Source organism: Cupriavidus sp. PB-02 (assembly GCF_058252315.1).
Window position 1 is genome coordinate 574,405 of record NZ_CM177695.1, and the last position, 26,845, is coordinate 601,249.

Sequence of the window (26,845 nt, forward strand, 5' to 3'; positions counted from 1 at the left end):
GGTTTCGCCCGCCGCCCCTACCGGAGATCGATCATGCGCCATCGCCTGTCCGCCTGGCTGGCCGCCGTTGCGGCGACTCTGCTGTGCGCCTGTGCCACCCTCCAGCCTGTGGAGACCGCCCGGAAGATGTTCGGCAGCCCCCAGAGCGCCGTACGCGATACCTTCGGCGCGCCCACTGAGACATACCAGTTAGCCAACGGCACCAGCCGGTGGATCTACTCGAAGCAGCCGCTCGGCTTCGAGGTTTACGCGGCGGACTTTGACGCAAGCGGCAAGCTGACCAATTTCCGCCAGATGCTGACCGAGAAGGAGATCTACGAGGCCCGTCCTGGCGTCTGGACCAAGCAGGACGTTGCCGAGCGCTTCGGCCGCCCGCGGGAGCCCATCCAGTACTACCCCTTGATGAAACGCGAGGCCTGGTCCTATCGGCTCTACGCGGGCGCCTACCAGCCGGCGCACTTCAGCGCCTACTTTGACGATCGCGGCGTGCTGGATCGCACCATGATCATCGTCGACCCGCTCGGCGGCGACACGCGCGACAGCAAGTAGGCGCTGCCGGTCCCGCTGCCCGGTTGAGCAACGTGACGGCGGCCAAGTGGCCGGTTGCGGCAGTCGCGTTGTGCGGCGCGGGCGGGGGGGCGCGCAAGGAGCAATGAGAATGAGGCCAGCGACCTGGTTCGTAGTGATAGCCGTTCTGTTGTCAAAGCTGGCGGTCGCTGCCGACTTTGGCAGCAAGGGCGGCGCCGAGCCCGCCAACGTCGACCAGATTTCCGATCTCCTTCGCGAGGATCCCTATGATCTGGAGTTGCTGATCAGTTTCGGCACTTCCAAGGGCGGGTCGGCCGGGCATCTCGCTCTGGCTATCCGAGACGGCGTGCCTGGCGACGATCTGGTCTATTCGGCCAACTATTATGCCGACCGCAAACGTAAGCACGAGAGCGGCTTCTACACCACGGATCTGATGGTTGGCATCCCGAAGAAAGAGTATTTGTTCAAGACGATCTCCTCGGTCGCGGAGACGGCCTCGTTTGGCCTCGATTTCGGCGAGATCTACAAGCGTTCGGTAATCGGCGTGCGCGTCTACGGCGTACCGGCCAGTGACAAGGAGGCCCTGGAGGCTTACTTCAGACGCATCAATGACGACTATCACCGGCAGGCCAGGAATACCGAGTACCACAGCGGCGAAATCAAGTATGACTACTTGCGCCTCAACTGCGCCAAGACCATCGGGGCCGCATTCAAGTTTGGCGCTGGCTACAAGGAGCTGGAGGTCGCCAGCGCGAGGTTTCTGTCCGGACGGCGGGTGGTCGCAGCCGCCACGGCCAATATTCCTACCGAGATGGCGATGAAGCTCATCAAGGAATGGGGCGGGCGCGGCTACGGCATGGACGTGGTGCTGTACAAGAAATACGGGGGCTCGGCCTATGTGGATCCTCATGAGGATGAAAAGGTGGCCTTCAAGGACTTGCCCAATCGCTTCCCCTCGGTCTTGTCCCGCGACTTCCGCCGGGAAGCGGGCGCCTACGAGGACTTCGACAACCTCTTCGCCATGTATCTCCTCTACAACCTGGGCAAATACAGCGTGCGGGTGAACGAGCAGACAATGCTGCTTGAGATTGAGAAGGACAAGCGCCCAACGACCTACACGGAGGCGGCCGAACTTGCCCTGCAGAGCGCCAGGTCGGACAGCGAGAATTTTCGTCGCCGCCTGATGTTCCGGCCAAGCGGTACAAGGATCGGGGAAACTGCGGACAACACGCACCTCTACAATTTCTCTGACGATAACGTCAAGAAAGGCAGCGCCCTGGAGATGGAAGCCACAGAATGACAAGGAACGCCCGCGAGCAGCTCAAACAACCAAAATGGAGAGCGAAGTGATTACCAGTGCACGCAATCAGTTTTCGGGTGAAGTCTCCGAGGCCAAGCATGGCGCGGTCAACGACGAGGTCACGCTAAGTCTGGCCGGTGGGCAGGCGATCGTTGCCACGGTGACCAGCGAAAGCGCAGCGCGCCTTGGGCTGACCCAGGGCAAGAAGGCGTTTGCCATGGTCAAGGCGACCTCGGTGATCGTGATGGTGGATGTCGATGTCAGCAAGGTGTCGGCGCGCAACGCGATCAGCGGAAAAGTGACCGACCTCAAGAAGGGCGCCGTCAATACGGATGTCACCATTACCGACGATTCCGGCCTGGCGATTTCGGCCATCATCACCAAGAGCAGCGCCGACCGGCTCGGGCTGGCCGTTGGCAAGCCGGCGGCGGCGGTCTTCAAGGCGTCGAGCGTGGTCGTGGGCGTGGATGGCTGACCAGTCCTGGCCGATGTCAGGCCAGCAGCTTCAGCAATGCGGCTAGTGTCCATCTTGCCCTTCGCGAAGCGCTGAGGCGCGCCGCCGCCGGTCGGCGCGGCGGATACCACCTCGAGCGATACCAGGTTGGACACGTGGGCCCCGCCTTTCCGTCGTTGGGAATCACAAGTCGGGCGAAGCCGTCCGTTGTCAGCGGCGTACCGTTCATCGCATACGCGACGATATCGGGTTGTCTGTTGTTCCACCGAGTGGCGTTGGCACTGGAAAACCACACAGTCCCGTATTCCGCACACGTGCAACTACGCTTTCGCCGCGAGGCGAGCCTCCTCAAGGAAGGATCTGATCAAGCCGGCGCTGTGCGACGTCCTTCGCCACAGCAAGCCGAACCGGCGCGGCTCCGGTTCCGACGGTAGATGAAGCTTCGCAATACGCAGGCCGGAAGTCAGCGGCGACGCGATGTCCGGGACCAGCGACACCCCCAGGCCGCGATCCACCATCATGGCGATGGCGAGGAGGGAGCTCAGCTCAAAGCGCTCTTGCGATGGCGTGATCCCGGCCTTGCGCAGGTAATCGTTGGCCTGCTTGCCTCCCCCGAGGCTGCGGTCATAGCGGATCAGCGGCCTGGTGCGCAGCAGTTCATGCGGATCCGCTTCCCTGTCCCGCTGCGCTGCAAGCACGACGAGCGGTTCCTTGCGCAGCAGTTCCCAGGCAAAGGCTTTGGGGATGGAGAAGGGAGGGTGCAGGCAGACGGCGGCGTCAAGCTCCGATTGCTTGACAGCGTCATATAGCTCGCTGGACATGGCAGACCTGATGTGGACGGACACGCCCGGATGCCTGGCGGCAAAACGCGCGAGCGCGTCCGGCAGGAGACTGTGGAGCGCCGTATTGATGGTGCCGATGCGAAGCTCGCGCACCTCGTCCGCCTGGTTCACCCACCCCCTTAGCTCGTCGACTTCCCTGAGCAGCGAGACACAGCGCGCAGCAAGGCGGCGCCCAGACTCTGTGGGCGCTACGGTACGGCCGGCTCGTGCCAGCAACTCAGTGCCAAGTTCGCGCTCCAGCACCTGGATCTGTTGAGAGACCGCCGCCGGCGTCACATTGAGCCGCCTCGCGGCTTCGGCCAGCGTCCCGGTTTCCACGACCAGGCTGAAAGCCTTGAGATAGCTCGTCTCCATAGAATTTCTATTGTGCGAAGGTAGGAAAGTATAGTTTATCTTCTCTTATGGTTAAGCCACACTGGATTTCACCCCCACGAGATACGGTGTTGGCCATGAGAAGCAAGCTATTCGTCCCCGGTTCACGACCCGAGTTTTTCGCCAAGGCGCTCGCGAGCGACGCGGATGCGCTGTCCTTCGACATGGAGGATGCGGTTGCCGAAGAGAAGAAGGCCGAAGCCCGTGATCTGCTGTCACAACTGCTGCGTTCCCCAGAGACTCGCTCGACGGCAAAGACCCTGATCGTTCGCGTCAATGGCCTCGACACCGGGCATTGCGAGGCCGACCTGGCCGCAGTGGTGGTGCCGGGCCTGCACCTGGTCAACCTGCCAAAGCCGGAGAGCGTCGACGAGGTCCGCCGCGTGGCGGCGGCGATCGAACAGGCGGAGCGGGCCAACGGCTTCACCGACGGGGATGCGAAGGTCCAGTTGCTGCTGAACATCGAGTCGCCAAAGGCGCTGCGTTGCGCCGCCGAGCTGGCGGGCGCACATCCCCGCGTGGCAGGCCTGCAGCTTGGGCTGGGCGACCTGTTCGAGCCAGCCGGCATTCATCGGCGCAGCACGGCAGCCATCGCATCAGCCATGTTCGCCGTGCGGATGGCGGCTGCCGAAGCCAACGTCTACGCCTATGACACGGTGTTCGCCAACATTCGCGATACCGAAGGCTTCCGCGCCGAGGCGGAGATGTCCAGGCAGATGGGCTTCCTGGGCAAGAGCTGCATCCACCCAAGCCAGATCGCGCTGGCAAACGATGTCTATCGCCCGTCCGACGAGGAGATCGCGCACGCGCTGCGGGTCGTCGCGGCTGCCGCCCTGGCGCAGGCCGACGGCGTCGGAGCCTACGTCGTGGATGGAAAGATGATCGACGCTCCCTTCGTCCGGCGTGCACAGGCCACTGTCGGGATCGCCAGGCGGCTCGGACTGATCGCCGCCTGACCCCACATCACAGACCCACATAAAACCATACAGGAGACAGACCATGACGACCTCACAATCGCGTCGTGCCGCCGCATGCTTCGGGCTGATCGCCGCGTTCGGCGCTCTGGCGGTATCGGCCGCTGCTGCCGCCGAGAACCCCTATCCGTCCAAGCCCATCACGATCATCGTGCCGTATCCGCCTGGTGGCTCGAACGACATCTTCGCCCGCATCGTGGCGAAGGAACTCGGCGAGGAACTGAAGCAGCCGGTAATCATCGACAACCGCCCCGGAGCGAGTGGCAACACGGGAACCGGCATGGCGGCCAAGTCAGCGCCGGACGGCTATACCCTGGTCGCGGTCTCGTCGAGCATGACGACCAATGCGGCGGTGCAGAGCAAGCTGCCATACGATGCGGTCAAGAGCTTTGCGCCGGTGGCGATGGTTGCCAAGGGGCCGTTCATCGTGGCGGTCAGCAACGACTTTCCTGCCAAGACGCCGCAGGAACTGATCGGCGCGATCCGCGCCAACCCGGGCAAGTTCAACTACGCGTCTTCCGGCCCCGGCAGCGTCAACCAGTTCGGCACCGAACTGCTCAAGGCCAAGGCCGGCAAGCTGGCCATTACGCACGTACCCTACCGTGGCATGGGCCCCGCCATCACCGACCTGATCGGCAACCAGACCCAGGTGCTGATCTCGAGCGGTCCCTCGCTGCTGCCGATGGTCCGGGCCGGCAAGGTGCGGGCCGTGGGTATCACCAGCCTGAAGCCAAGCCCTGTCGCGCCGGACCTGGTGCCGATGGCGAGCGCGGTCCCTGGCTACGAGTTTGAACTCTGGTGGGGCTTTCTCGCGCCTGCAGGCACGCCGCCGGCGGTCATCACGCGGCTCAATGCGGCGGTGAACCAGGCGCTGGCGACGCCCGCCGTCAAGGCGGCCATCCTCAGGGAAGGGGCCGAGGCGAAGCCCGTCACTCCCCAACAGTTCGCCGAGACGATTGCGGCCGATGTGGTCCGGTGGAAGGCGCTGGCCAAGCAGCAGAACATTGTCGCGGATTGAACCCCTAGCTGATTCGGAGGCTGTATGCAAACCAACACCACTGCCGGGGAAGATGTCTTCGGCTCAAACCGGGCGGGACAGCCAGGTCCACTGAGCGGCGTACGCGTGCTCGACCTGAGCGCCTATATCGCGGGGCCGTACGGCTGCTCACTGCTCGCCGACCAGGGCGCGGACGTCATCAAGGTCGAGCCGCCCGTGGGCGACAACCTGCGCAAGTATCCCTCGACACTGGCAGCCGAAAGCCGGGCCTTCCTCGGCGTCAACAGAAGCAAGCTGGGCGTCGTGCTCGACCTGAAGAACCCGGCCGATCTGGAGCGGCTGCTGGCGTTGGTGCGCAATGCGGACGTGCTGGTGCATAACTTCCGCCCCAGCGTGCCGGGCCGGCTCGGCATTGGCTACGAGCAGCTCATTGCCGTCAACCCGCGCCTGATCTACTGCGCCGTCACAGGCTACGGCGAGACGGGCCCGCTGAAGGACAAGGCCGGTTACGACCAGGTGCTGCAGACCATGACCGGCATGTGCACGCTGCAGGGCAAGCACGGGGGGCCGCCGGAGATCCTGTACGGCTCCGTGGTTGACTACTATGCCTCGGCCCTGGTCGCAGGTGCGGTATCTTCGGCGCTCTACGAGCGGGAGAAGAGCGGGGCAGGGCAGTATGTGGGCGTGTCGCTGCTGCGCGCGGCGCTGACCATGCAATCGGCCCGGATGGTCTGGGCCGAATCGGAGCCCAGGGAGATTGGGCGCGACATGCGCTCGGGCGGGATTACCGGCATTCATCCGACCAGGGACGGCTACATCTATATCTCGGCAAATACCCCGCATTTCTGGCGGGCGCTGTGCGAGAAGACCGGCCTGGCCGATCTGCTGTCGACCGATCGCTACGACAGCGTGCGCAAGCGCGCCGAGCATCATGGGGAAATCGTGCCCCGCCTGCACGCGGCATTGCAGGAGCGATCGGCCCTGGAATGGGAGATCATATTCGGCGAGGAGGTGCCGTGCGCGGCCGCGCGCTCGGTGGAGGACATGTTCGATTTTCCCCAGGTCGCCGCGGAAGAGATGCTGGCAACGTTCGATCACCCCGTGGTTGGCCGTTATCGCGGCTTCACGCGCGCCGTGAAGTTCGGGCGCACGCCCGGTCCGGAGCCGTTCGCCGCCCCGGCGCTCGATCAGCATGGGGACAGGGTCCGTGAAGCAGCGGACAGGCTGGCACGGCATGCCTGACCCGCGCTACGGCGGCCCGATCCCGCCGGTGTCGAACAGTTCGGCAAGCTGCGCGCCACACAGCGCAGCGCTCGCCAACGCCTGCGATGCTCACTTGCACATCTATGACCCGCGCTTCGCGGCGATTGCGCCAGTGGTGGCAAATGCAACCGTGGAAGACTACCGTGGCGTGCAAGCGCTGCTTGGCACGAGCCGCGCGGTCATCGTGCAGCCTCGCTGTTATGGCACAGACAACAGCGCCACGCTCGATGCGATCCAGCAGTTGGGTATCGGCAATGCGCGCGGCGTTGCCGTGGTGTGGCCGGATGTGACAGACGAGACCCTGCACGCCTTGCATGCGGGCGGTATCCGTGGCATCCGGTTCTCCCTCTACACCGAGGCCCATGCGGTGGTGAGCTTCGGGATGGTGGAAGAACTTGCCAATCGTGTTGCCGGGCTGGGCTGGCATCTGCAATTGCACTGGACCGCAGACCAGATCGTCGCCCGCCGCGACCTGCTTGCACGCCTGCGCACGCCGCTGGTATTCGACCATCTGGCCCGCCTGCCGCTGCCCGGCGGTACCGCGCACCCTGCGTTCTCACTCGTATCCAACCTGCTGGCGCGTGGCAATGCGTGGCTGAAGCTGTCCGGCGCGTATCTGGATTCCGTCGTCGGCGCCGCCGGGCGCTATGCGGACATCGACCCCGTGGCGATGGCATGGGTGCGCACCGCGCCGGAACGGCTGGTGTGGGGCAGTGACTGGCCCCACTCCACGGAGACCCGCTTCAAGCCGGACGATGCCTTGCTGTACGACCTGCTGGCCCACTGGACCGGCACTGAGGCGCTCCGGCGGCGCATCCTGGTGGACAACCCCGCCCTACTGTACGGATTCGAGACTGTATAGCCGGCCCGAACCAATAAAAAATCGGAGACAACATGAAAACGATCCTGCACCGCCTTGGCAAAGGCCTGGCGATTCTGGCTGCGGCGGTGCCGCTCGGCGCCTTCGCGTTCCCCGACAAGCCGATCCGCATGGTGGTGCCCTATTCGGCGGGTGGTGGTGCCGATAACACGGCGCGCGTCGTGGCCCAGAAGATGGGAGAGATCCTCGGGCAGACTGTCGTCATCGACAACAAGCCGGGCGCTGGCGGCGTCATCGGCGCCGACGTCGTGGCCAAGGCTACCCCGGATGGCTATACGGTGCTGTACGACGCCTCGGCGTTTGCGGTCAACGGCGCGCTGCGCAAGCTGCCGTTCGATCCGACAGGCGATTTCATTCCGATCTCGCTGGTGGCGACCGCGCCGCAGATCCTGGTGGTTGCGGCGAACGCGCCTTACAAGACCGTTGCCGACTTCATCGCCTCGGCAAAGAAGTCGCCCGGCAAGCTGACCTATGCCTCCGCCGGCGCTGGCACGGGCTCGCACCTCGCTGCGGAGATGTTCAATGAGCAGGCCAAAATCGAATTGCTGCATGTTCCGTACAAGGGCGGCGCGCCGGCGCTGACCGATGTGATGGGCGGGCAGGTCGCGTCCTATTTCGGCAATACTGCGTCGACGCTGCAATACGTGGCCGGTGGCAAGCTGCGTGCGCTGGCGGTGACCTCCAGAACGCGCATGAAGGCCTTGCCCAATACGCCGACCTTGGCCGAGAGCGGCATGCCGGACTATGAAGTGCTTGAGTGGAACGGCGTGTTCCTGCCCAAGGGCACCGCACCGGATCGCGTGCAGGCAATTGCCAGTGCCGTACAGAAGGCGGTGGCCGATCCGGGGGTGCGCGCCAGGCTGCAGCAAGCCGGACTCGATCCGGTGGGCAACACGCCGCAGGCGTTCAAGGGCTTCCTGCAGACCGAGTCGGCGCGCTGGCATGCCCTGGTCCAGGCACGTGGCATCCGCGTTGAATAACAACGGCTCTGCCATGGCAGCCGCCTCTCTTTTTGACGCTCGCGTTGAGAGTGGGGACGCTGACGAGAAAGGCGGGCAAGCCGACTTGCCCGCCTTTCTCGTTTTCTCTGCGCAAGCAAGCGTCAGATGATGCCCGCAGCCTTGAGTCCCTGCAGCTGCTCCGGGGTGAGGCCGAGCTTGCGGAACAAGATTTCGTTGTGCTCGCCGATTGCGGGTCCGGTGCGTACCGGCAGCGGCGCGTGTCCTGAGAAGCGCGGCACCACGCAAGGTGCCGGGATCGTGCCGAGATCCGCGTCGGGCAGGCGGACAATGGCCTCGCGTGCCTTGAGGTGCGGGTCTTCGATGACGTCGGCGATGCTGAAGATCTTGCTGAACGGCACGTCGCAGCGTTCGAGGGCGGCCGCTGCCTCGGCGTAGGAGCGCGATGCGAACCAGGCGGCGATCATGCCGTCGAGCACGCGAAGGTTGCGGATGCGGCTGGCGTTGTCGCAGTAGTCGGAAGATGTCGCCATCTCCGGCCTGCCGATCGCATCGGCCAGGCGCCGGAAGGTGACATCGGGCGAGGCCACCACGGTGAGCCAGACGCTGTCCCCGGTCCGGTACATATTGGAAGGCGCCGCATAGGTGGTGAGGTTGCCGGCGCGCTCGCGTGCCTGTCCAAGTTGCTCATATTCCACCGGCAACGGCTCGAGGATGCGCAGCAGCGCCTCGGTGGCCGACAGGTCGATCTCCCGCCCGCGCTGGCCTGGTGCGCGACGGCTGTCCGCAACAGCCGCCGCGATGGCGAATGCGCCGAACATACCCGCCACCATATCGCCGACCGGGTAGTTCATATGCATCGGGCTGCCGCCTTGCTCGCCGCAGAGATTGGTGAAGCCGCTCATGGCCTCGAAGATGCGCGCAAAGCCGGGTCTTCCTGCATAGGGGCCGGTCTGCCCGAAGCCGGTCAGGCGCAACACCGTCAAGCGCGGATTGGCCGCAGTAGCGACCTGATTTTTATGTGGTGTCTCCCATTGAATAGTCATTCTCTGGCCCGCGTCCGGCGTGCGGAGGCGGGCGGGCGGTGCCCATCAATCGATGCGTACGTTGGCCCGCTTCACTGCATCGCCCCATTTGGTACGTTCGGATGCGATAAAGCTGCCGAACTCCTTGCGGCTCATTGGCACAGTCACCGCACCGAGGTTGCTGATAGCCGCCTGCCAGTCTGGGGTGGCCACGATCCTGGCGATCTCCGTGGCAAGCTTGTCCGAGATAGCCGCGGGCACGCGCCGGGGTGCGACCACGCCGATCCATGCGTCGGCCTGGAAGCCCGGATAGCCAGAATCGCCGATGGTCGGCACTGCCGACATCGTCGGGATGCGCTTCTGGCTGGCGACCGCCAGCGGCTTGAGCTTGCCTTGCCGGACCAGCGGCTGGACGATGGAAGCTACCTCGAACATCACGTCGACCTGGCCGCCGGCGAGATCGGTCAGCGCGGCCACGCCACCCTTGTACGGAACGTGGGTGAGATCGATGCCGGCGCGATGCCGGAACATCTCCATCGCCAGGTGATTGGTCACGCCATTGCCGCCTGAGGCGTAGTTGACCTTGCCCGGATGCTGGCGGGCGTAGCGGACCAGGTCCTCAACCGAGTTGAAGGGCGAGCGGGCGTTGACGACCAGCACCAGCGGGAACAGCCCGAGAAAGCCAATGGGCTCGAAGTCGCGCGTGCTGTCGTACTTCAGGCTGGGGTAGATCCAGGGATTGACGGTCAGCGGCCCGCTCGACGTGGCGAGGATGGTGTAGCCATCGGCATCGGCGCGCGCGGTCATCTCCGCGGCCAGGCCGGCGCCGACACCCGGCTTGTTCTCGACGAAGAACGACTGCCCCATGGCTGCAGTGAGCCGCTGGCCGAGCATGCGCGCGACGACGTCGGTGGTCTGCCCGGCAGGGAAGCCGACCAGCACGCGTACCGGCTTGGTGGGGTATTCCGCGAGTGCGGGCAGCGCGGCCGCGGCCGACAACAGCATGGTCAGTACAAGCTTTGGTAGATGCATCTTGTCTCCTATTTCTCTGTATGACGCCGGCGTTTGCAGCCGGCACACCCGCGCGCGGTGGCGCGCCAGTCGGTACTTCCAGTCCCGTGCTAGCGGATCGCCCCCGCCGCGCGCATGCCCCTGATCTCTTCCTGTCCATACCCCGCAGCCAGCAGGATCGCGTCGGTGTGCTCGCCAAGCATCGGCGCGCGCTGGCGCACCGCGCCGGGGGTGGCACTGAGCTTGATCGGCACGCCGGCGATCCTGACCGGCGTGGCCGAGCCCGGTTGCTCAACGTCGACCAGCATTTCGCGCACGCGGTAGTGCGGGTCCTCGAAGATCTCCGTCGAGGTGTAGACCGGACCGAACGGCACCTTGCCACCCAGGCACTGTGCGATCTCCTCCTTGGTGCGCGCCGTGCTGAACGCTTCGATCGCGTCGATCACCTGCTGTGCGTTGCGCACGCGCGCGGCGTTGGTGGCGAAGTCCTCGTCGGTGGCCATGTCGGGGCGGCCGATGGCGTGGGCCAGCTTGATCCAGAACGCGTCGGTGGCGCAGGCGATCGAGACGTAGCCATCGCGGGCGCGAAACAGGCCGAACGGGCACAGCAGCGGGTGGCGGTTGCCTTCCGGCGCAGGCACGGTGCCGGTGTAGGAGGTCTGGTAGACGATGCGCTCGCACATGGCCAGCACGGCGTCGGTCATGGCCACGTCGACGAACTGGCCTTCGCCGGTCTCGCGCGCGCGATGCACCGCGGCCAGGATGCCGATGCACAGCATCAGCGCCGGCACGGTGTCGCCGACGCCGGGACCGATCTTGGTCGGGGTGTCGCGGTCCGGTCCGGTGATTCCCATCATGCCGCCCATGGCCTGCGAGACCACATCATAGGCCGGCCATTGCGCATAGGGGCTCTCGCCGCTGCGCGGATCGCCGAAGCCGCGCACGGTGCCATAGACCAGGCGCGGATTGGTCTCGCGCAGGGCTTCATAGGCCAGCCCCAGTCGCTCCATCACGCCGGCCCGGAAGTTCTCCACCACGATGTCGGCACCGTCGATCAGCTTGCGCACGATCTCGCGGCCGGCGTCGGTCTTCAGGTCGACGGCGATGGATTGCTTGTTGCGGTTGACGCTCTGGAAATATCCGCCATAGTCGCGCAGCGTATCGTCGGCGCAGAAGGGACCGGTGATGCGCGTGCCGTCGCCAGTCATGGCTTCGACCTTGATGACGTCGGCCCCGTGGTCGGCCAGCATCTGCGTGCAAAAGGGGCCGGCCAGCATCTGGGTGAGGTCCACCACACGCAGGCCGGCAAGGGCGCCAGCGGGCTTGGAAGCGGACGGTTGTGATTGCTGCATGCTTGACTCCGAAGGGGCGGCTCAGGCGGCGGCGCCGGCCATGAAAGCGTGGATGCGGGGATACAGCGCGGCAGCCGGCAGCGCATCGAGTTCCTCGACGAAGGCCCACAGCGCTTCCGCCTGCGCCAAGCCGACCAGCGCCGCGGCCTTGGTCCTGAGCTTGGTGGCCTTGCGCGCGTAAGGCATCGGGTCGCTCAGTTCGACGTGTGCGGTGTGGACGGCGCCGGCGCGCGTGTCTACGCGCGCGTGGCAGGCCGTATCGGCAATCGCCGGATCGGCTTCGATGATCACGCGGCGGGCGAGGTCGAGCAGCACGGGGTCTTCGCAACGCGCGTCGGTAAACGAGTCGAGCGCAGCGGTGTCGATACCGGCCAGTACCATCGCCGCGGTCAGCGACAGGCTGAACTTGGCTTCCAGGCCGGTGCGCGGCCGTTCGATGCAGCAGACCGGCAGCCACTGCGGGTTGATGCGCAGCCTGACCTGTTCGATGTCCTGTGCATGCAAGGCGTGGTCCGCACGCAGCGCCAGCAGCGCCTCCAGGGCAGGGTGGGTGCCGTGGCAGCAGGCGTGGAACTTGTATTGCACATCGGCAAAGCGGAAAACTTCCGGCAACCCGTCGAAAGGGGCAGCCACGCCGCCCTCGCGCACGCCGTGCGTGGCGGCAAAGCCGCCGGCGCACTCGATGGCGTCGGGACGCGAAATAAAGCCGAGCCCGGCCAGCGTCGCGGCCTCGACCCCGCTAGATGCCGCCATGCCGGCATGGAAGGGCTTGCTCATGGTGCCGAACTGGCATTTGAGGCCGCTCGCCCGCGTGGCGGCCAGGCCAAGTGCGTAGCCAGCCTGCACCGCATCGAGCCCGAGCAGGCGTGCGCTTGCCGCAGTGGCGCCAAATGCGCCAGAAGTGGCGGTCTGGTGGAAGCCGGCGTTGTAGTGAGGGCGGCCCAGCCAGCCGCCCACGCGGCAGGTCACCTCGACGCCGGTCAGGAAGGCTTCCAGCAGGGCCTTGCCGTCCGCCTGCTGCCGCTCGGCAACGGCGAGCGCGGCTGGCAGTACTGCGACGGTCGAGTGCCCGACAAAGTCGAAGTGGGTGTCGTCGTAGTCCAGCGCATGCGAGGCGGCGCCATTGAGCAGCGCCGCAGCACGCGCCGGCACACGTTCGGCCATGCCGAAGGCGCTGGCCTGCGGGGTGCCGGCTTCGCCGCGGACCATGGTCCGCACCGCCTGGCTGACGGGCTCGCCGGCGCCGGCCAGTGCCACCGCAAAGAAGTCATAGACCGACAATCGCGCGATGCCGAGCGCCTGCTCAGGCAAGCGCAGCGCGCGGTCGACGGCGAAACGCGCGGCCTGCCGGCTGATGCCGGCGCCGGCGAGGTCCGTAACTCGTGGGGATGTGTGCATGGTCGGGCTCCGGCGTTCAGGCTTCGACCTTGCCCAGCATCGCATCCGAGATGATGCGCATCTGGATCTCGGAGGTGCCTTCGAAGATCTTGGTCAGGCGTGCATCGCGCCAGTAGCGCTCGGCGGCAAAGTGGGTGGTGTAGCCGGCGCCGCCGTGGATCTGCAGGCCTTCGCTGGTGACGCGCTCCGACATCTCGCTGGCGAACAGCTTGACCATGGCGGCTTCCGTGGAGCAGCGCTGGCCGTCGTCGATCTGCTCGCACACGGCGTAGAGCAGGGCGCGCGAGGCTTCGATCTGCGTGGCCATGTCGGCCAGCTTGAAGCGGATCGCCTGGAAGTTGCCGATCGGGGAGCCGAACTGGGCCCGGTCGCGGGAGTACTGGATCGCATCTTCCAGGCTGCCCTGGGCCAGTCCGATCGAGCGGGCGGCGGTGTGGGCGCGGGCGGTTTCCAGGCCGGCAGTGGCCAGGTAGAAGGCTTTGCCTTCTTCGCCGACCATCTTGTCGGCGGGCACGCGGCAGCCGTCGAAGGCCAGCTCCCAGGTGCTCCAGCCGTAGTAGCCGATCTTGGGGATGGGGCTGCCCTGGACGCCCTCGGGCAGCTGGCCGCGCGGCTTCTCGAGCATGAAGGCGGACAGGCCGCGATGGCGGGCCTTGGGATCGATCACGGGGTCGGTGCGGCAGACCACCAGGATGAAGTCGGCCTCGTCGGCGAAGGTGCACCAGTACTTGCTGCCGGTGATGACCCAGTCGTCGCCGTCGCGCACGGCGCGGCACGAGATATTGGCCACGTCGGAGCCGGCGTTCGGTTCCGACAGCGAGAACGCGCCGAGGAATTCGCCGCGTGCCATGCGCGGCAGGTAGTCGGCCTTCTTCTCGGGCGACAGGCCCTTGAGCGCGCCGATCAGGCCGTTGCCGCGCGCGATCATGCTGCCCACGCTCATCCAGCCGCGCGACAGCTGCTCGGCCACCAGGCAGTACTCATAGGCGCCCAGGCCCAGGCCGCCGTATTCCTCGGGAATCAGGATGCCGAAATAGCCCATCTCGGCCATTTCGTCGATCAGCTCGCGCGGGATCTGGCCTTTCTCGGGGTCCAGCTTGTTGGCGAGCGGCAGCACGCGATCCATGGTGAATTGCCTTGCGGCTTCCTGGATCATGCGCCGCTCTTCGGTCAGTTTTTGCACGTTGCGCTCCTTGGGACAGTCTCTTCGATGCCGCGTTGTTGGCCTTTATGTACGTACATAATAAGAGATTGATGGGGATGGGTGGCAAGTAAAATCGACGGTACCCCCCATATCGGGGGGGTGGTTTCGGCGCGGTTTTGCGTGAATTTCGGCAGCCAAGTGGCGCCGCAGCAGTTGACATACGTTCTCGTGCCATTCACTATGTGCGGACATAAAGAAGGCGATATTCCGTCAGCTGAGGAGAGAAGGAGCAATGCAGAAGAACCGGAGCGGCAACTTTTTCGAAGACTTCCGCGTAGGCATGCGCATCCGGCACGCCACGCCGCGCACCCTGACCGAGGGCGACCGCAGCCTGTACATCGCCCTGACCGGCAGCCGCACGGCACTGGGCAGCGCCGATACCAGTGCGGCGCGGCTTGGTTTGGCGCAACGGCCGCTGGAGGACCTGCTGGTGTTCAACACCGCATTCGGCAAGACCGTGCCGGATATCTCGCTGAACGCGGTGGCCAATCTCGGCTACGCCGACGTGCGCTTCCTGGCCCACGTCTATCCCGGCGACACCCTGTCGGTGGACAGCGAGGTGATCGGGCTGAAGGAGAATTCGAACCGCAAGAGTGGCGTGGTCTACGTGCGTTCGACCGCGAGCAACCAGCGCGGACAGGAGGTGCTGTCGTGGATCCGTTGGGTGATGGTGCACAAGCGTGACCACGGCGCTGCCTGCGGCGCAGCGGTGGTGCCGGCGACCGAGCCGGTGGTGCCGGCCGCGCGGCTCTATCACGGCGGCTATAGCGCCCGTGTGCGCGAGATCTGCAGCGTGACCGGCGTGCAGGACCTGTGGGAAGACTATGCGCCGGGCGAGCGCATCGACCACCTCGGCGCGATGACGGTCAACGACAGCGACCACAGCATCGCCACGCGGCTTTACCAGAACACCGCACGCGCGCACTTCGACGGCTTTGCCATGGCGGCCGCCGGCGGGCAGCGGCTGGTGTACGGCGGGCACGTGATCTCGTTGTGCAAGGCGCTGTCGTATGGCGGCCTGGAGAACGCGCTGTCGGTGCTGGCGATTAATGGCGGCAGCCACGTCAACCCCACCTATGCCGGCGACACCATCGCCTGCGCAACCCAGGTGGTGGAAAAGCTCGACCTGGGGCTGGCGCATGTCGGTGCGCTGCGCCTGCGCACCATCGGCATCAAGAACGCTGCCGCCAGCACGGTGGTGTTCCCGCCGGCGGGCGACGGCAAGCCGGCGCATCCGGCCAACGTCGTGCTCGATCTCGACTACACCATCGCAATGCCACGCCGCGGCCGCTGATCCAGCCTGCGTACCCATTCCAACATCCGCTTCCAGGAGTTATCCATGACCACCACCCATCCGCGCGACGCGCTCTTTGCCGGCGAGAAATCCTTCCCCGTGCTGGCCGCGTGCGAGCATTTCGCCGGCAGCGAGAAGCTGATCGGCAAGGCCTTCGACCTGCAGGTCGAGTACGGTCCGGTTTTTGACGTGACCTGCGATTGCGAGGACGGCGCCGCCGCTGGCCAGGAGCGCGAGCATGCCGCCATGGTGGCGCGCATGATCGCGTCGGAGCGCAACCGCCATGGCCGTGCCGGCGCACGTATCCACGACCCGGCGCACCCGGCCTGGCGCCAGGATGTCGACATCATCGTGGGCGAGGCCGGCAGCCGCCTGGCCTATATCACCGTGCCCAAGGCCACCAGCCACCAGCAGGTGGCCGAGGTGATCGGCTACATCGGCGATGCCGCGCGCAAGGCGGGCCTTGGCCGCGACATCCCGGTCCACGTTCTGGTGGAAACGCACGGTGCGCTGCGCGATGTGTTCCAGATCGCGGCACTGCCCAATATCGAGGTGCTGGACTTCGGCCTGATGGATTTCGTCAGCGGCCACCATGGCGCGATCCCGGCGGCGGCGATGCGCAGCCCCGGCCAGTTCGAGCACGCGCTGCTGGCGCGCGCCAAGGCCGACATGGTGGCCGCGGCGCTGGCCAACGGCATCGTGCCGGCGCACAACGTCTGCCTGAACCTGAAGGACGCCGAGGTGATCGGCGGCGATGCCACGCGCGCGCGCAATGCATTCGGCTTTCTGCGCATGTGGAGCATCTATCCCGCGCAGATCCTGCCCATCGTCAATGCCATGCGTCCCGATTTCACCGAGGTGGAGGACGCGGCAGGGATCCTGTGCGCCGCGCAGGATGCGGACTGGGGCCCGATCCAGTACAAGGGCGAGCTGCACGACCGCGCCACCTATCGCTACTTCTGGGGCGTGCTGGAGAAGGCGAAGATCACCGGCATGACGCTGCCGGCCGAAGCGGACAAGCGCTTCTTCGCGGCCTGAGCCGCGCGGCGCCTGGGCGCCGCCGTCGCTTGTCTTACAATGCGCCCACCCATTTTCATGGAGCGGCCTGGGGCCAGCTCATCGCAATGCGCAACCAACTGAAGGACAAGCGGACGGAAGCACCGGCCGCGCCGGGCGGGACAGCCCCGACCCGCTATGCCGAGCTTGCCAGCACCCTGGTGCGGGATATCGTCGAGGGCCGCCGCGTGGTCGGCAGCCTGCTGCCGACCGAGCATGAACTGGCCGAGCATCATGGGGTCAGCCGGCATACCGTGCGCGCCGCGCTCAGGCTGCTGCAGGACTGGGGCTACATCTCGCGCAAGAAGGCGGTGGGGACCATCGTCGAGAGCGCCAACCCGGACGCTGCCTACACCCAGTCGTTCGGCACCGCCGAAGACCTGGTGCGGGTGGCCGCCACGGAGATCCGCAGCATCGAAGCGGTGCACAGCGTCACGCTCGACCGCGCCGACGCCCGCTTGCTGGAAGCGCCGATCGGCAGCGAATGGCTGCGCTTTTCCGGCACGCGGGTCGATTCCCGCAAGGGCAGCACGCCGGTGGCACACGCCGATATCTACATCGACGCCTCGCTTGCGCACCTGACGGACACCATCCGCAGCAATCCGAAGCTGCTTGTCAGCACGCTGATCGAGCGCGATTGCGGCGTGGCCATTGCCGAGATCCGGCAGGTCATCCACGGCGTGCTGATCGACGAGCGCCTGGCACAAGTGCTGGGCGCAGAAGCGGGATCCGCCGGCCTGAGGCTGATTCGCCACTACAAGGACGCGATGGGCAGGATCCTTGAAATCACCGATACGATCTACCCCGCCGATCGTGTGACCGTGGCGTTCCAGCTTAAGCGCAGCCGGGTGCATCTGTAAGCGCCGGCGGCCCCGTGCGCGCCACAAGCGCGCGACCAATGCCTGCAGCAATTTCGCGCATGACCAGACGCAGGCGGGACCGCGCCCGACACGATCGTCGTCAGCGAGGTCGTCGTGCCGCAGCAACAGTTGACCTGAGGCCGTGAGCACCAAGCAGCACTTTAATCTAACTAGTTACAAGCGATAACCGTTATCATTTACATTCATGGCTTTTCGTAATTTGCTTGTTATAAGGAAGAAAAGCCATGAGTTCGAGCCGATGCGGCAAGCTCCCCGCCGCACCCCAAGTCGCGCTGCGCGCGACGGCGTTCGCCGTCTCGATGCTATGCCTGGCGCCGCTAGGGGCATCCGCTCAGCAGACCGATGCGCAGCCGGGGCAGAACGGCAATGCGGAGCATGTGCTCGATACCGTCCAGGTCACCGGCAATTGGCTGGGTACCGGGCTGCAGAACAGTGTGAAGACGTTCGCCGGCGCACGCACCGTGGTTAGCGAGGAGCAAATCGAGCAGAGTGGCGCGAGCAGTATCAGTGACGTCATGCGCCGGATTCCGGGGGTGCAGTCGACCGACAACTCCGGCACCGCCGGCAGCGCCATCTCGCTCAATATCGGCGTGCGCGGCCTTACGGGCCGATACTCGCCTCGCTCTACGGTGTTGCTAGACGGTATTCCGATGGCGGTGGCGCCGTATGGGCAACCGCAACTGTCTTTCGCACCGGTCAGCCTGGGCAATATCGAAGCGATCGACGTGGTGCGCAGCGGCGGCGCGGTGCGGTATGGCCCGCAGAACGTCGGTGGCATCATCAACTTCAACACCAAGCCGATTCCTGGCGGCCCGGGAATCACCGGCGATGCGTCGATCCGCGAAAACATCTACACCGAGGGTGGCGGCAGCAATACCCAGTACAACGCGTTTGTAGGGACCACGCTCGAGAACGGGCTGGGACTGGCTCTCCTGTACTCGGGCATGACGGGCCGCGAATGGCGCAAGGGCAGCGATGATGACGTCAATGATCTGGCCGTGAAATTTGCCTACGACCTCACCAGCACGTCGCAGGTCTACGGTAAGGTTTCGTACTACGACGTGCGCTCGCGTACGCCAGGTGGCCTGACGGTGGCGCAATTCAATGCGGATCCGTTCCAGAATACGCGGCCGAACGACTACTGGAGCGGCAACCGCACGGGCTTCGATCTGGGCTATGTGAACACGATCTCCGCCAATCAGGAGTTCGAAATTCGCACGTTCTTCAACGACAGCTATCGCCAGAGCACGCTGCAGCAGAGCGCCACCCAGATCGCGCACCAGCCTCGCAACTACACCACGTTCGGCATCGAGCCGCGCTATACGCAGCGCGTGGCACTGGGACCGACGCTGCACGACGTCACCGTCGGATATCGGTATATCCGCGAGCGTGGCGACGACAATACCTACAACCAGAGCCTCGTAACCGGCAGGGCCGGCCCGACCACCACCTTCGACAACGCCACCGATGCGCACGCCGTCTATATCGACGATCGCATCGCCATCGGCAACTGGCGCATCGTGCCGGGGGTGCGCTTCGAACATATCGACACCACGCGCCAGCAGCGGGGTACCGCGACGCAGTTCGAAAGCATGAATAACAAGGCACTGCCCTCGGTCAATGTCTCGTACCTCGTGAACAATGCGTGGACCGTGTTCGCCGACTACAGTACGTCGTTCGGGCCGGTGCAGAACACCCAGCTCAATTCGCAGACGCCGAATAATCCGCTGCAGCCGGAAGTGGCGCGTACGTTCGAAGTGGGTACGCGTTGGACCGACAACCGGATCAAGGCCGAACTGACTGCATTCAAGATCAAGTTCGACAACCAGATCCTGCAGGTGCCGGGGCTGTTCCCCGTCACGTTCCAGAATATCGGCGCTACTGACCACGACGGCGTGGAAACCGCGATCGACTACACGTTCGATCGCGCCGGTCTGTTCGCGGGGCTGAATGTCTACGCCAACTACACGTACACGCGCGCGATTCAGAAGTCAGGCGCCACGGCCGGCCTGGACGTACCGTTCTACTCGCGTAATACCGATACGCTCGGTGTACGCTACGACTGGCGCAACTGGACGTTCAATGTCTCCACCACGCACCAGAGCTCGCAATTCTCTGACCTGGCCAATACGGTTGCCGAGTCGCCGGATGGCAGCGTGGGCCGCATACCGGGCTTCCGCACCTGGAATCTTCAGGCGATGTTCAAGGTCCCGCAGTGGAAGCGTACCGACATCACGATCGGCTTGAATAACGTGTTCGACAAGCGTTACTACACACGCACCACCGACAGCAATGCCGGTCGTCTGGTCGGCGCGCCGCGCATGGTTTATATCCAGGCGCGTACCGGCTTCTGAGACTGATGCGGGGCTGGCCAGGCGGTTTCAGTGCACCGCATTCGGCCGGCCTCGATCAGACCTCGACCTACGGCTCTTCTGCATCAGCCGGCGAGCAGCTTGCCGTTAAGAAGAATGTGCAGCGTTCTGACAAAGAGAACCACAATTGCGATGCTCAGCATGGCGAGGAGGATGATCGCGATCACCGTCACGGGCCAGGCCTGGACGAACATCGAGTATTTCAGCGAGGCGCTGGCGAGCGCCGCCATCGGAAAGCTGATCGCCCACCAACCGGAAGCAAACGGAATTCCCCTGCGAAATACCTTGGGCGCCAGCGTAAGGAATATGAAGAGCCCGAAGTAGAACAGCAAGCCGGAGAAAGTGTCGACGCGCTGCGTAAAGTTGGTGTAGGCGAGAAAGCCCACTTCGAAAGGTGCCATCAGGATCAACAGCGAAGGGACCATGCCGGCGGGCAGAGGCTCGTGATGAATCATTCGCGACATGATCATCGTAAAGAACAACAGGGCGATCATCGTTCCAACGGCCAGCGCGAACATGTTGATTTCATGGGCCCACGCCATTGGCATGGCGCCCCCTGCAACCGCGATATCCAGCGTCGCCACTCCCGGGATGAACCAGGCGGGAACCGCGTGCGCAGCGTCAATCTTGCCCTGCAGCAGCCGGCTCGCAATGGTGAAACAGAGCGCGATCGTCGAAATTGTGCCCACTATCCAAATGACTTCGGCGAGCGGCTGGCTCAGTTGAGCAACGACCGAGGAGAGCAGCAGGATGGCGATCGTGATCGTGCCGAAAAAATTGCCGGCGACGGGATGCCGGAACTCGCCGACGACCGCGTCCGGATGCTTGATCGCCTTGACGAGATATCCCGCGCTCAGCACCAGGAACACGATGATGGCGAGGATTCCGGCGGCCTCGGATATCAGCGGACTTACCCCAAATTCCTGGCTGGCCTGGCGCCACGCGATAGAGAGTCCGGCAATGCCCATGACCGACGCAAACAAGTTGACGGGCAAATTCCTGATGGAAGCGATTCGTCGCAAAGCCTGCGGATGGGTACTCGAAAGCGTTGACACAGCATATTCTCCAGATTTTGGGTGACCTACGGCGCGGCGTTCTCGACGCGCTCGCCGGGGGACGCCCAGATGGTAGGAGCTTCCACCCAGGAAGATAATCCGGCATTATTGGGAATCATCCTCCCAAAAAATGAGAACGTGGCCGATCGTTTCGAATCGATGTCGATCCTGGTGGCCGTGGTCGACGCAGGCAGTTTTTCTGCCGCGGCGCGCCAGCTAGAGATTCCGCTTGCAACGGTCAGCCGCAAGGTCGGAGAACTGGAGTCGCACCTGAAAACCCGACTCCTGCATCGCTCCACCCGACAACTTGCCCTTACCGAAGCCGGACATTCCTATGTCGCCGCATGCCGGCGCATTCTCGAGGAAGTGGGAGAGGCGGAGCGTGCCGCGTCGGGGGAATACGCGGCGCCTAAAGGTGAGCTTGCCATCACTGCGCCCCTTGTCTTCGGACGTTTACATTTGTTGCCGGTGGTCGCGGAATTCCTCAAGACTTACCCGGACATCGATGTGCGGATGGTGCTGACCGACAGAGTGATGCATCTGCTTGAAGAGCAGGTCGATGTCGCAGTGCGGATCGCTGAACTGCCCGACAGCAGTTACATCGCGACGCGGATTGGCACAACGCGTCGGGTGGTTTGCGCGAGCCCAGCCTACTTCGCTGAACATGGCACGCCGACGAGCCCCCTTGAGATCACCGCCCATGCATGCATCACCATGGAACAGATTGCATCCAGGCAAGTCTGGACCTTCATGTCGGGCAAGGCGGAGATGGAGGTGCCTGTCCGCTCGCGGCTTGCCGTAAGCACTGCCGAAGCCGCAATCGATGCGGCGGTGGCCGGGGTCGGCCTCACTCGCGTGCTGTCCTACCAGATGGCGGATGCGATGCGTGCCGGTGCGCTCAAGACCGTGCTCGAAGCGTTCGAGCCGGCACCGTGGCCCATCAGCCTTGTTCACACCGGACAGGGAATCCTGCCGCTGAAACTGCGCGCATTTCTTGATTTCGCCGGGCCTCGGTTGAAGGCCCGGCTGCTGGAGCTGGGTATCTGAAGGCAGGTCCGGCGGCCCGCCTCTGTGCGAAGGCATGGTGAAGCGGGGCTGGGGACGCATCATCAATATCTTGTCCCTCAGTGGTTCGAAGGGTGCGTTCGCCCGCACCTGCCGAAAGCTCAGCCCGCAGCATCCTCCCGCGCTGCTTCGTATTGCCCCAGGCAGGCCATGCCATTCAGTCGTGAGCGCTGCAGCAGCGTCCGTTGCGCTTGCGCCGCGTTAGCGGCCTCGCCGCGCCAGGCGAACAGGGGCGGCTCCTGCAAGGCGCGCCCGTAGGAGAAGCTCAGCCGCCAGGGCAATGGGGCGAGCCGGTTCATGGCATCGAGATTGGCGGTGGCCTCAGTGGGAGTTTGTCCGCCGGACAGGAAGAAGATGCCCGGCACCGCCGCCGGCACCGTGCGCTTGAGCACCTGAACAGTCTCCCTGGCAACCTCGGCCGGCGCCGCGTGCCCGGCCTCCTTGCCGGGGAGCACCATGCTGGGTTTCAGCAGCATGTGTTCGAGCACCACCGCATGCCGGTGCAAGGCGTGAAAGACTTCGTGCAAAACGGCCTCGGTGACCTCGGCGCAACGCGCCATGGAATGCGCGCCATCCATCAGCACCTCGGGCTCGACGATGGGCACCACGCCCGTCTCCTGGCAGATGGCTGCATAGCGTGCCAGCGCCTCCGCATTGGCCTGGATGGCAGCCCAGCCAGGCAGGTTGTCCGACACGATGTACACCGCGCGCCACTTGGCAAAGCGCGCGCCCTGCTGGTGATAGCCGGCAAGCCGCTTGGCCAGCCCGTCGAGACCCTCGGTGACCTCGTCTCCGGGAGCATGGGCGAGCGCGAGCTTGCCCTTGTCCACCTTGATGCCGGGCACGATGCCTTGGCGCGCAGCCAGTTCTGGCAGCGGCGTGCCATCGTCGGCGCGCTGGCCCAGCGTTTCCTCGTACAGGATCACGCCGCTGATGAATTCACCAAGGCCCGGTGTCGACAGGAGCAGGTTGCGCCACGCCCGGCGGCTTTCCTCGCTCGATTCCACACCGATACGCTCGAACCGCTTGGCGATCGTCGGCCCGCTCTCGTCGGCGGCCAGCAGGCCCTTGCCCGCTTGCACCAGGGCGTCCACGGTGGCTTGCAGTTCGTTTCCTGTGTCCATGATGTTGCTCCGCGAAGGTGACATAGGAACAAGCATTAGCTCGGAAATGCAATCGCGCAAGCGAGCCGTGGCGCGTTGCCCGTGCTTATGGTGGCCGTCCGAACGCTTCGCGCAGCTTGCCCTTGGCCTGCTCGAGCGTGGCGCGACGCTCCTTGGGCAGATTGCGGCCGGCGCGATTGATGTAGAAGTTGAGCATCGACATCGCCGACTGGAAAGCCGTGCCCTTGCGGCGCCGGCTGCCCAGGGCGGAACGCTTGAGCGAGGCGGCGATCTCCTCGGGGCTGTCCGAAGCGAAGAGATGCGGTTCGAGGTCCAGCGCGTTGCTGTGCTCGGTCACGTCCTGTGACCAGCGCTGCGCATTCCTGGCGCCACCCTTTGCCGGCTGGCGAATGGATTTCGTGGCGGCCATTGCCGGTCCTCCTACAGCTTCATCGGCATCCATCAAGCGTAGGCAACCTTTCGCCGTCTTGGCCAGGTCGGGGGCTGCAAGATGCGGTACCGCCAGCGGCATGCACGATCGCGCGCAGAGGGTTATTTCGTATGGTTTGGTCGTACGGCGGTCCTGGCGTCAGACACTGGCGTTGGGGCCTGACAATACATTCAAGCCCCCCCCGCTTCGCGGGATGGCTTAACTCAGGCATCAGACTTGGCGGGGCCAGCACGTGTTGGCCGTTGGCTGGTTGTCGATCCACATACACATCGTCCGTCGTATTATCTACGGACCGGTCGGGTCCGTAGACTTGGAGAACAATATTCACTCGACCAGCACGCCTGGCGGCGTGCTGATTACCCGCTACATGCGCAACGGCGAGGTGCGCACAGGGGTGTTCGAAGAAGTCGATTAACGGATCTTCTGCGAATTGCCTTGTAGCGACTATTCGATAGCGTTCGTGATGGCGCTGCTGGCGTTGCCTGAGGCGCGCGAGCAGGGGCCTCTACTCCGGACTTGGGTACGGAGCTTGGGAACTCTCCATGTGATGCCAGGTGCAAACTCACTCCAAGCAGCTGGCCTTCCCAACTCAAACTACACCGGCAGACCGCAATTGCTGCATGTCCATGCTCGTCAGCCCGGCAAGGCGGCCCAGGACCTCGTCAGTGTGAGCGCCCGGGATCGGCGCCGGATGGTCGTACCCACCTGGCGTGGCACTGAACTTCAGCGGAAATCCCGGTGCGGAAGCACTGACGTGCCCGACCGTCAGCGGATTCCACAAGCGCTCGACCATATCCCGCTCCAACAGCTGGTTCCAGGTGATCACGTCGTTGATGGTTCGCACAGGACTGCAGGGGACTTTAGCTGTCGTTAGCGTGCCGATGATCTCGCGTGCTTGTCGCTTGCATGTCCAGCTACTCACCAGTTCATCGACCAATTCGTTGTGGCTCAGACGCCATGGCAGATGCATCATCTCCTCGTCGTCGGCTATGTCGTTCCGATCCATTGCCGCAAGCAACGCGCTCCAATCATCGTTTGTCGCTGCGCCAATCGTTACCCAGCCATCGCTGCACGGATAGACGTTGAACGGTGAGAAGCGCATGATCCGGCTGCCTTGCTGCAAGCTCAGGCCAAGCCGTTCGTAGCAATCGAGCGGTTCGTCGAAGATCAGGGAGAAGAGGCAGTCCGCCATGGAGATGTCTACGGCCTGTCCTTCACCGCTACGCTCGCGGTGCAGCAACGCGGCAACAATGCCGTTTGCGGCGAAGACCCCGGCGATCGCATCGGATAGCGGGGAGCCAGCCTTTACCGGCGCGGAACCCGGATGTCCCGTGATGCTCATCAGTCCAGCCGCTGCCTGGACCATCAGGTCGTACGCTTTCAGGTCCCTGTCGGGGCCGGTGGCTCCATACCCGGTGATGGAGCAGTAGACGAGCCGGGGATTGACGGCCCGCAGCGTCTCGAAGTCGATGCCCAGGCGCGTCGCCACGCCCGCGCTGAAGTTCTCCACGACGACGTCCGCCTGCCCCACCATGCGCAGGAAGATGTCTCGACCCTCCTGCGACTTCAGATTCAATGTGATCGACTTCTTTCCCCGCGCGCGCTTCATATAGGCAATGCCCATGTCTTGCTCGGTCTGGCGCTCGAACGAGACCCCCTCCGGACCGGCATACGGGGGCGCAAACGCGGTGGGGTCGCCGCCTTTGGGATCGTCGATCTTGATGACTTCAGCGCCCATGCCGGCCAGAAACAGTGTTGCCTGAGGGCCGGAGAAGAAGCGTGTGAGGTCTAGGACGGTAATACCGTCGAGGATCTTTGGCATGGAGAATCCCGAATCGAGGCGATGCCAAAGTGTAGGGACGGGGAGACGAACCGCGCCAATACGATCGACGCCTGCCCCTATCGCTCAAACTTATGGCGCCGGGTCATCTCCTGCGAGAAGCAGGTGTGCGCCCTCCCACGTGCCGTCGCGTACAAGCGCCATGCTCACCTCAAGGAGCAGTGCCGATACGTGTTCAGCGGCCACACTCAACGTCTTCACATCATAGGTACACAGCGATACCTGACGCTTGAGTGTTGCGTCGGAAATCCGGTGTGCGACCACACCCTTCACGGGGGAGGCGCCGGCCAACGCCGACGCAGACAGAATGGTGGCGCCCAAGCCATCCGCCACCACCGATTTGATGGTGGCCAGCGAGTCAAGCTCTGCGACGATCTCTGCTGTCAGGCCCGCCTTTGCCAGCGCGTCGTCAATGATCTGTCGCGTTGCATTCGCACGCCCCGGCAAGATCAAAGGCCGCGACGCGGCGTCGGCCAGGCTCACGGGCTCTCCGAATGGCCCGCTGCCAGCGGCCAACAGGAAGAGCTCTTCGACCAATAAAGGCTTGATGTCCAGATGCGGCAACGCCTTTCTGTGTGGTGCCGCCGCATCGCCGGGTTCGTGCCGTTCGAACAAGAGCGCCATTTCGATACGCCCGTTGGCCACCATCTCTGCCAGGTGGCCGCTCAAGCTCTCCATGATCTGCAATCGGACTTGCGGAAGGCGGCTGCGCACAGCCGCGACGAGAGGCGCGGCGAGAATGTTCGCCACACTCGTCGGCATACCCACGGAGACCGCGCCGACTGGCGCGCCTCCCGCGTGCTGCACGTCGGCCTTGATCCGCTCCGCCAGCCGCAGCGCCGCCTGGGCATGGCGATAGAGCACTTTACCTGCGGCGGTTGGCGTGACGCCGCGCGATGTGCGCGTCAGCAGTTGCACGCCAAACTCGGCTTCCAGATTGGCAATCTGCTGACTCAGCGCGGGTTGTGCGATGTAGAGATCGGCGGCAGCGCGGGACAGGCCACCCAACTCTACGATGCGAACGAAATACCGGAGTTGCCGCAGTTCCATGGCGTGTGATCGTCTCCTGCCGGCACTCGCTGGGCTGCCCAGTGCGGGCGATATCTTTGACTTATACCCAGATCTGAATTCGCTATTAGGCCGGGCTTCGATGGAATCTTACACTGGCC

Annotated in this window: 23 protein-coding genes and 1 pseudogene; 13 read left to right on the forward strand and 11 right to left on the reverse strand. The window is 64.5% G+C overall.

Features of this window, described 5'->3' with window-relative positions; genetic code table 11:
• The first annotated feature begins 33 nt into the window (after positions 1-33).
• From AC10V3_RS23400 to AC10V3_RS23410, 3 genes are all read left to right on the forward strand, one after another.
• Entirely contained in the window at positions 34-549 is a 516-nt protein-coding gene (locus tag AC10V3_RS23400) for a hypothetical protein (protein ID WP_022537783.1), read from the forward strand.
• Positions 550-658: 109 nt separating this feature from the next.
• The gene (locus AC10V3_RS23405) at positions 659-1,828 is read left to right on the forward strand and encodes a hypothetical protein (RefSeq protein WP_022537784.1); all 1,170 of its coding nucleotides are present in this window, start codon (positions 659-661) and stop codon (positions 1,826-1,828) included.
• A 46-nt stretch (positions 1,829-1,874) separates the two neighbouring features.
• The gene (locus AC10V3_RS23410) at positions 1,875-2,303 is read left to right on the forward strand and encodes a TOBE domain-containing protein (protein ID WP_041681943.1); all 429 of its coding nucleotides are present in this window, start codon (positions 1,875-1,877) and stop codon (positions 2,301-2,303) included.
• Positions 2,304-2,602: 299 nt separating this feature from the next.
• On the opposite strand, the gene AC10V3_RS23415 is transcribed toward AC10V3_RS23410, so the two are convergent.
• The gene (locus AC10V3_RS23415; protein WP_022537786.1) at positions 2,603-3,478 is read right to left on the reverse strand and encodes a LysR substrate-binding domain-containing protein; all 876 of its coding nucleotides are present in this window, start codon (positions 3,476-3,478) and stop codon (positions 2,603-2,605) included.
• Positions 3,479-3,573: 95 nt separating this feature from the next.
• Here AC10V3_RS23415 and AC10V3_RS23420 point away from each other — a divergent pair, with 95 nt between their 5' ends.
• From AC10V3_RS23420 to AC10V3_RS23440, 5 genes are read left to right on the forward strand one after another with little or no spacing between them, the layout of a single operon-like run.
• Entirely contained in the window at positions 3,574-4,452 is an 879-nt protein-coding gene (locus AC10V3_RS23420; RefSeq protein WP_490924312.1) for an HpcH/HpaI aldolase/citrate lyase family protein, read from the forward strand.
• 43 nt (positions 4,453-4,495) lie between these two features.
• The gene (locus tag AC10V3_RS23425) at positions 4,496-5,488 is read left to right on the forward strand and encodes a tripartite tricarboxylate transporter substrate binding protein (protein ID WP_022537788.1); all 993 of its coding nucleotides are present in this window, start codon (positions 4,496-4,498) and stop codon (positions 5,486-5,488) included.
• A gap of 24 nt (positions 5,489-5,512) precedes the next feature.
• Entirely contained in the window at positions 5,513-6,709 is a 1,197-nt protein-coding gene (locus tag AC10V3_RS23430; RefSeq protein ID WP_022537789.1) for a CaiB/BaiF CoA transferase family protein, read from the forward strand.
• A complete protein-coding gene (locus AC10V3_RS23435; RefSeq protein ID WP_022537790.1) occupies positions 6,702-7,592 on the forward strand; it encodes an amidohydrolase family protein in 891 nt (296 codons plus the stop codon). Before AC10V3_RS23430 ends, AC10V3_RS23435 begins: the two co-directional genes overlap by 8 nt.
• A 32-nt stretch (positions 7,593-7,624) precedes the next feature.
• Positions 7,625-8,590 (forward strand): tripartite tricarboxylate transporter substrate binding protein, encoded by a 966-nt coding sequence (locus AC10V3_RS23440; RefSeq protein WP_022537791.1) that lies wholly within the window; start codon positions 7,625-7,627, stop codon positions 8,588-8,590.
• Between the two features lie 122 nt (positions 8,591-8,712).
• On the opposite strand, the pseudogene AC10V3_RS23445 reads toward AC10V3_RS23440, so the two are convergent.
• From AC10V3_RS23445 to AC10V3_RS23465, 5 genes and pseudogenes are all read right to left on the reverse strand, one after another.
• A pseudogene (locus AC10V3_RS23445) lies at positions 8,713-9,570 on the reverse strand (CaiB/BaiF CoA transferase family protein); the annotation flags it as partial.
• Positions 9,571-9,660: 90 nt separating this feature from the next.
• Complete coding sequence (locus tag AC10V3_RS23450) at positions 9,661-10,626, reverse strand: Bug family tripartite tricarboxylate transporter substrate binding protein (RefSeq protein ID WP_022537793.1); 966 nt, start codon at positions 10,624-10,626, stop codon at positions 9,661-9,663.
• Between the two features lie 89 nt (positions 10,627-10,715).
• Positions 10,716-11,957 (reverse strand): CaiB/BaiF CoA transferase family protein, encoded by a 1,242-nt coding sequence (locus tag AC10V3_RS23455; protein WP_022537794.1) that lies wholly within the window; start codon positions 11,955-11,957, stop codon positions 10,716-10,718.
• Between the two features lie 21 nt (positions 11,958-11,978).
• Positions 11,979-13,355, reverse strand: a complete 1,377-nt coding sequence (locus AC10V3_RS23460; RefSeq protein WP_022537795.1) for an MmgE/PrpD family protein — start codon at positions 13,353-13,355, stop codon at positions 11,979-11,981.
• Positions 13,356-13,371: 16 nt separating this feature from the next.
• Entirely contained in the window at positions 13,372-14,538 is a 1,167-nt protein-coding gene (locus AC10V3_RS23465; RefSeq protein WP_022537796.1) for an acyl-CoA dehydrogenase family protein, read from the reverse strand.
• 253 nt (positions 14,539-14,791) lie between these two features.
• On the opposite strand from AC10V3_RS23465, the gene AC10V3_RS23470 reads away from it, so the two are divergent.
• The 4 genes from AC10V3_RS23470 (at position 14,792) to AC10V3_RS23485 (ending at position 20,144) form a co-directional block, all read left to right on the forward strand.
• Positions 14,792-15,853 carry a MaoC family dehydratase gene (locus tag AC10V3_RS23470; RefSeq protein WP_022537797.1) on the forward strand — a complete coding sequence of 354 codons (1,062 nt, stop codon included), beginning with the start codon at positions 14,792-14,794 and terminating at the stop codon, positions 15,851-15,853.
• A gap of 45 nt (positions 15,854-15,898) precedes the next feature.
• The gene (locus AC10V3_RS23475) at positions 15,899-16,891 is read left to right on the forward strand and encodes an HpcH/HpaI aldolase/citrate lyase family protein (RefSeq protein WP_022537798.1); all 993 of its coding nucleotides are present in this window, start codon (positions 15,899-15,901) and stop codon (positions 16,889-16,891) included.
• An 86-nt stretch (positions 16,892-16,977) separates the two neighbouring features.
• The gene (locus tag AC10V3_RS23480) at positions 16,978-17,769 is read left to right on the forward strand and encodes a GntR family transcriptional regulator (RefSeq protein ID WP_022537799.1); all 792 of its coding nucleotides are present in this window, start codon (positions 16,978-16,980) and stop codon (positions 17,767-17,769) included.
• A gap of 245 nt (positions 17,770-18,014) precedes the next feature.
• The gene (locus tag AC10V3_RS23485; protein ID WP_490924061.1) at positions 18,015-20,144 is read left to right on the forward strand and encodes a TonB-dependent receptor family protein; all 2,130 of its coding nucleotides are present in this window, start codon (positions 18,015-18,017) and stop codon (positions 20,142-20,144) included.
• A gap of 83 nt (positions 20,145-20,227) precedes the next feature.
• Here AC10V3_RS23485 and AC10V3_RS23490 read toward each other — a convergent pair whose 3' ends face one another.
• Entirely contained in the window at positions 20,228-21,217 is a 990-nt protein-coding gene (locus tag AC10V3_RS23490) for an SLAC1 anion channel family protein (RefSeq protein ID WP_022537801.1), read from the reverse strand.
• Positions 21,218-21,376: 159 nt separating this feature from the next.
• Between AC10V3_RS23490 and AC10V3_RS23495 the strand changes: the two genes are divergently transcribed.
• Complete coding sequence (locus tag AC10V3_RS23495; protein ID WP_041681693.1) at positions 21,377-22,264, forward strand: LysR substrate-binding domain-containing protein; 888 nt, start codon at positions 21,377-21,379, stop codon at positions 22,262-22,264.
• A gap of 119 nt (positions 22,265-22,383) precedes the next feature.
• Here AC10V3_RS23495 and AC10V3_RS23500 read toward each other — a convergent pair whose 3' ends face one another.
• From AC10V3_RS23500 to AC10V3_RS23515, 4 genes are all read right to left on the reverse strand, one after another.
• Positions 22,384-23,406, reverse strand: a complete 1,023-nt coding sequence (locus tag AC10V3_RS23500) for a class I fructose-bisphosphate aldolase (protein WP_490924062.1) — start codon at positions 23,404-23,406, stop codon at positions 22,384-22,386.
• 85 nt (positions 23,407-23,491) lie between these two features.
• Positions 23,492-23,815: a DUF3175 domain-containing protein gene (locus AC10V3_RS23505; protein ID WP_022537804.1), complete on the reverse strand. Its 324-nt coding sequence runs from the start codon at positions 23,813-23,815 to the stop codon at positions 23,492-23,494.
• Positions 23,816-24,425: 610 nt separating this feature from the next.
• On the reverse strand, positions 24,426-25,658 hold the full coding sequence (locus AC10V3_RS23510) for a CaiB/BaiF CoA transferase family protein (RefSeq protein ID WP_490924063.1): 1,233 nt from the start codon (positions 25,656-25,658) through the stop codon (positions 24,426-24,428).
• Between the two features lie 90 nt (positions 25,659-25,748).
• The gene (locus AC10V3_RS23515) at positions 25,749-26,726 is read right to left on the reverse strand and encodes a LysR substrate-binding domain-containing protein (RefSeq protein ID WP_022537807.1); all 978 of its coding nucleotides are present in this window, start codon (positions 26,724-26,726) and stop codon (positions 25,749-25,751) included.
• Positions 26,727-26,845 lie beyond the last annotated feature (119 nt).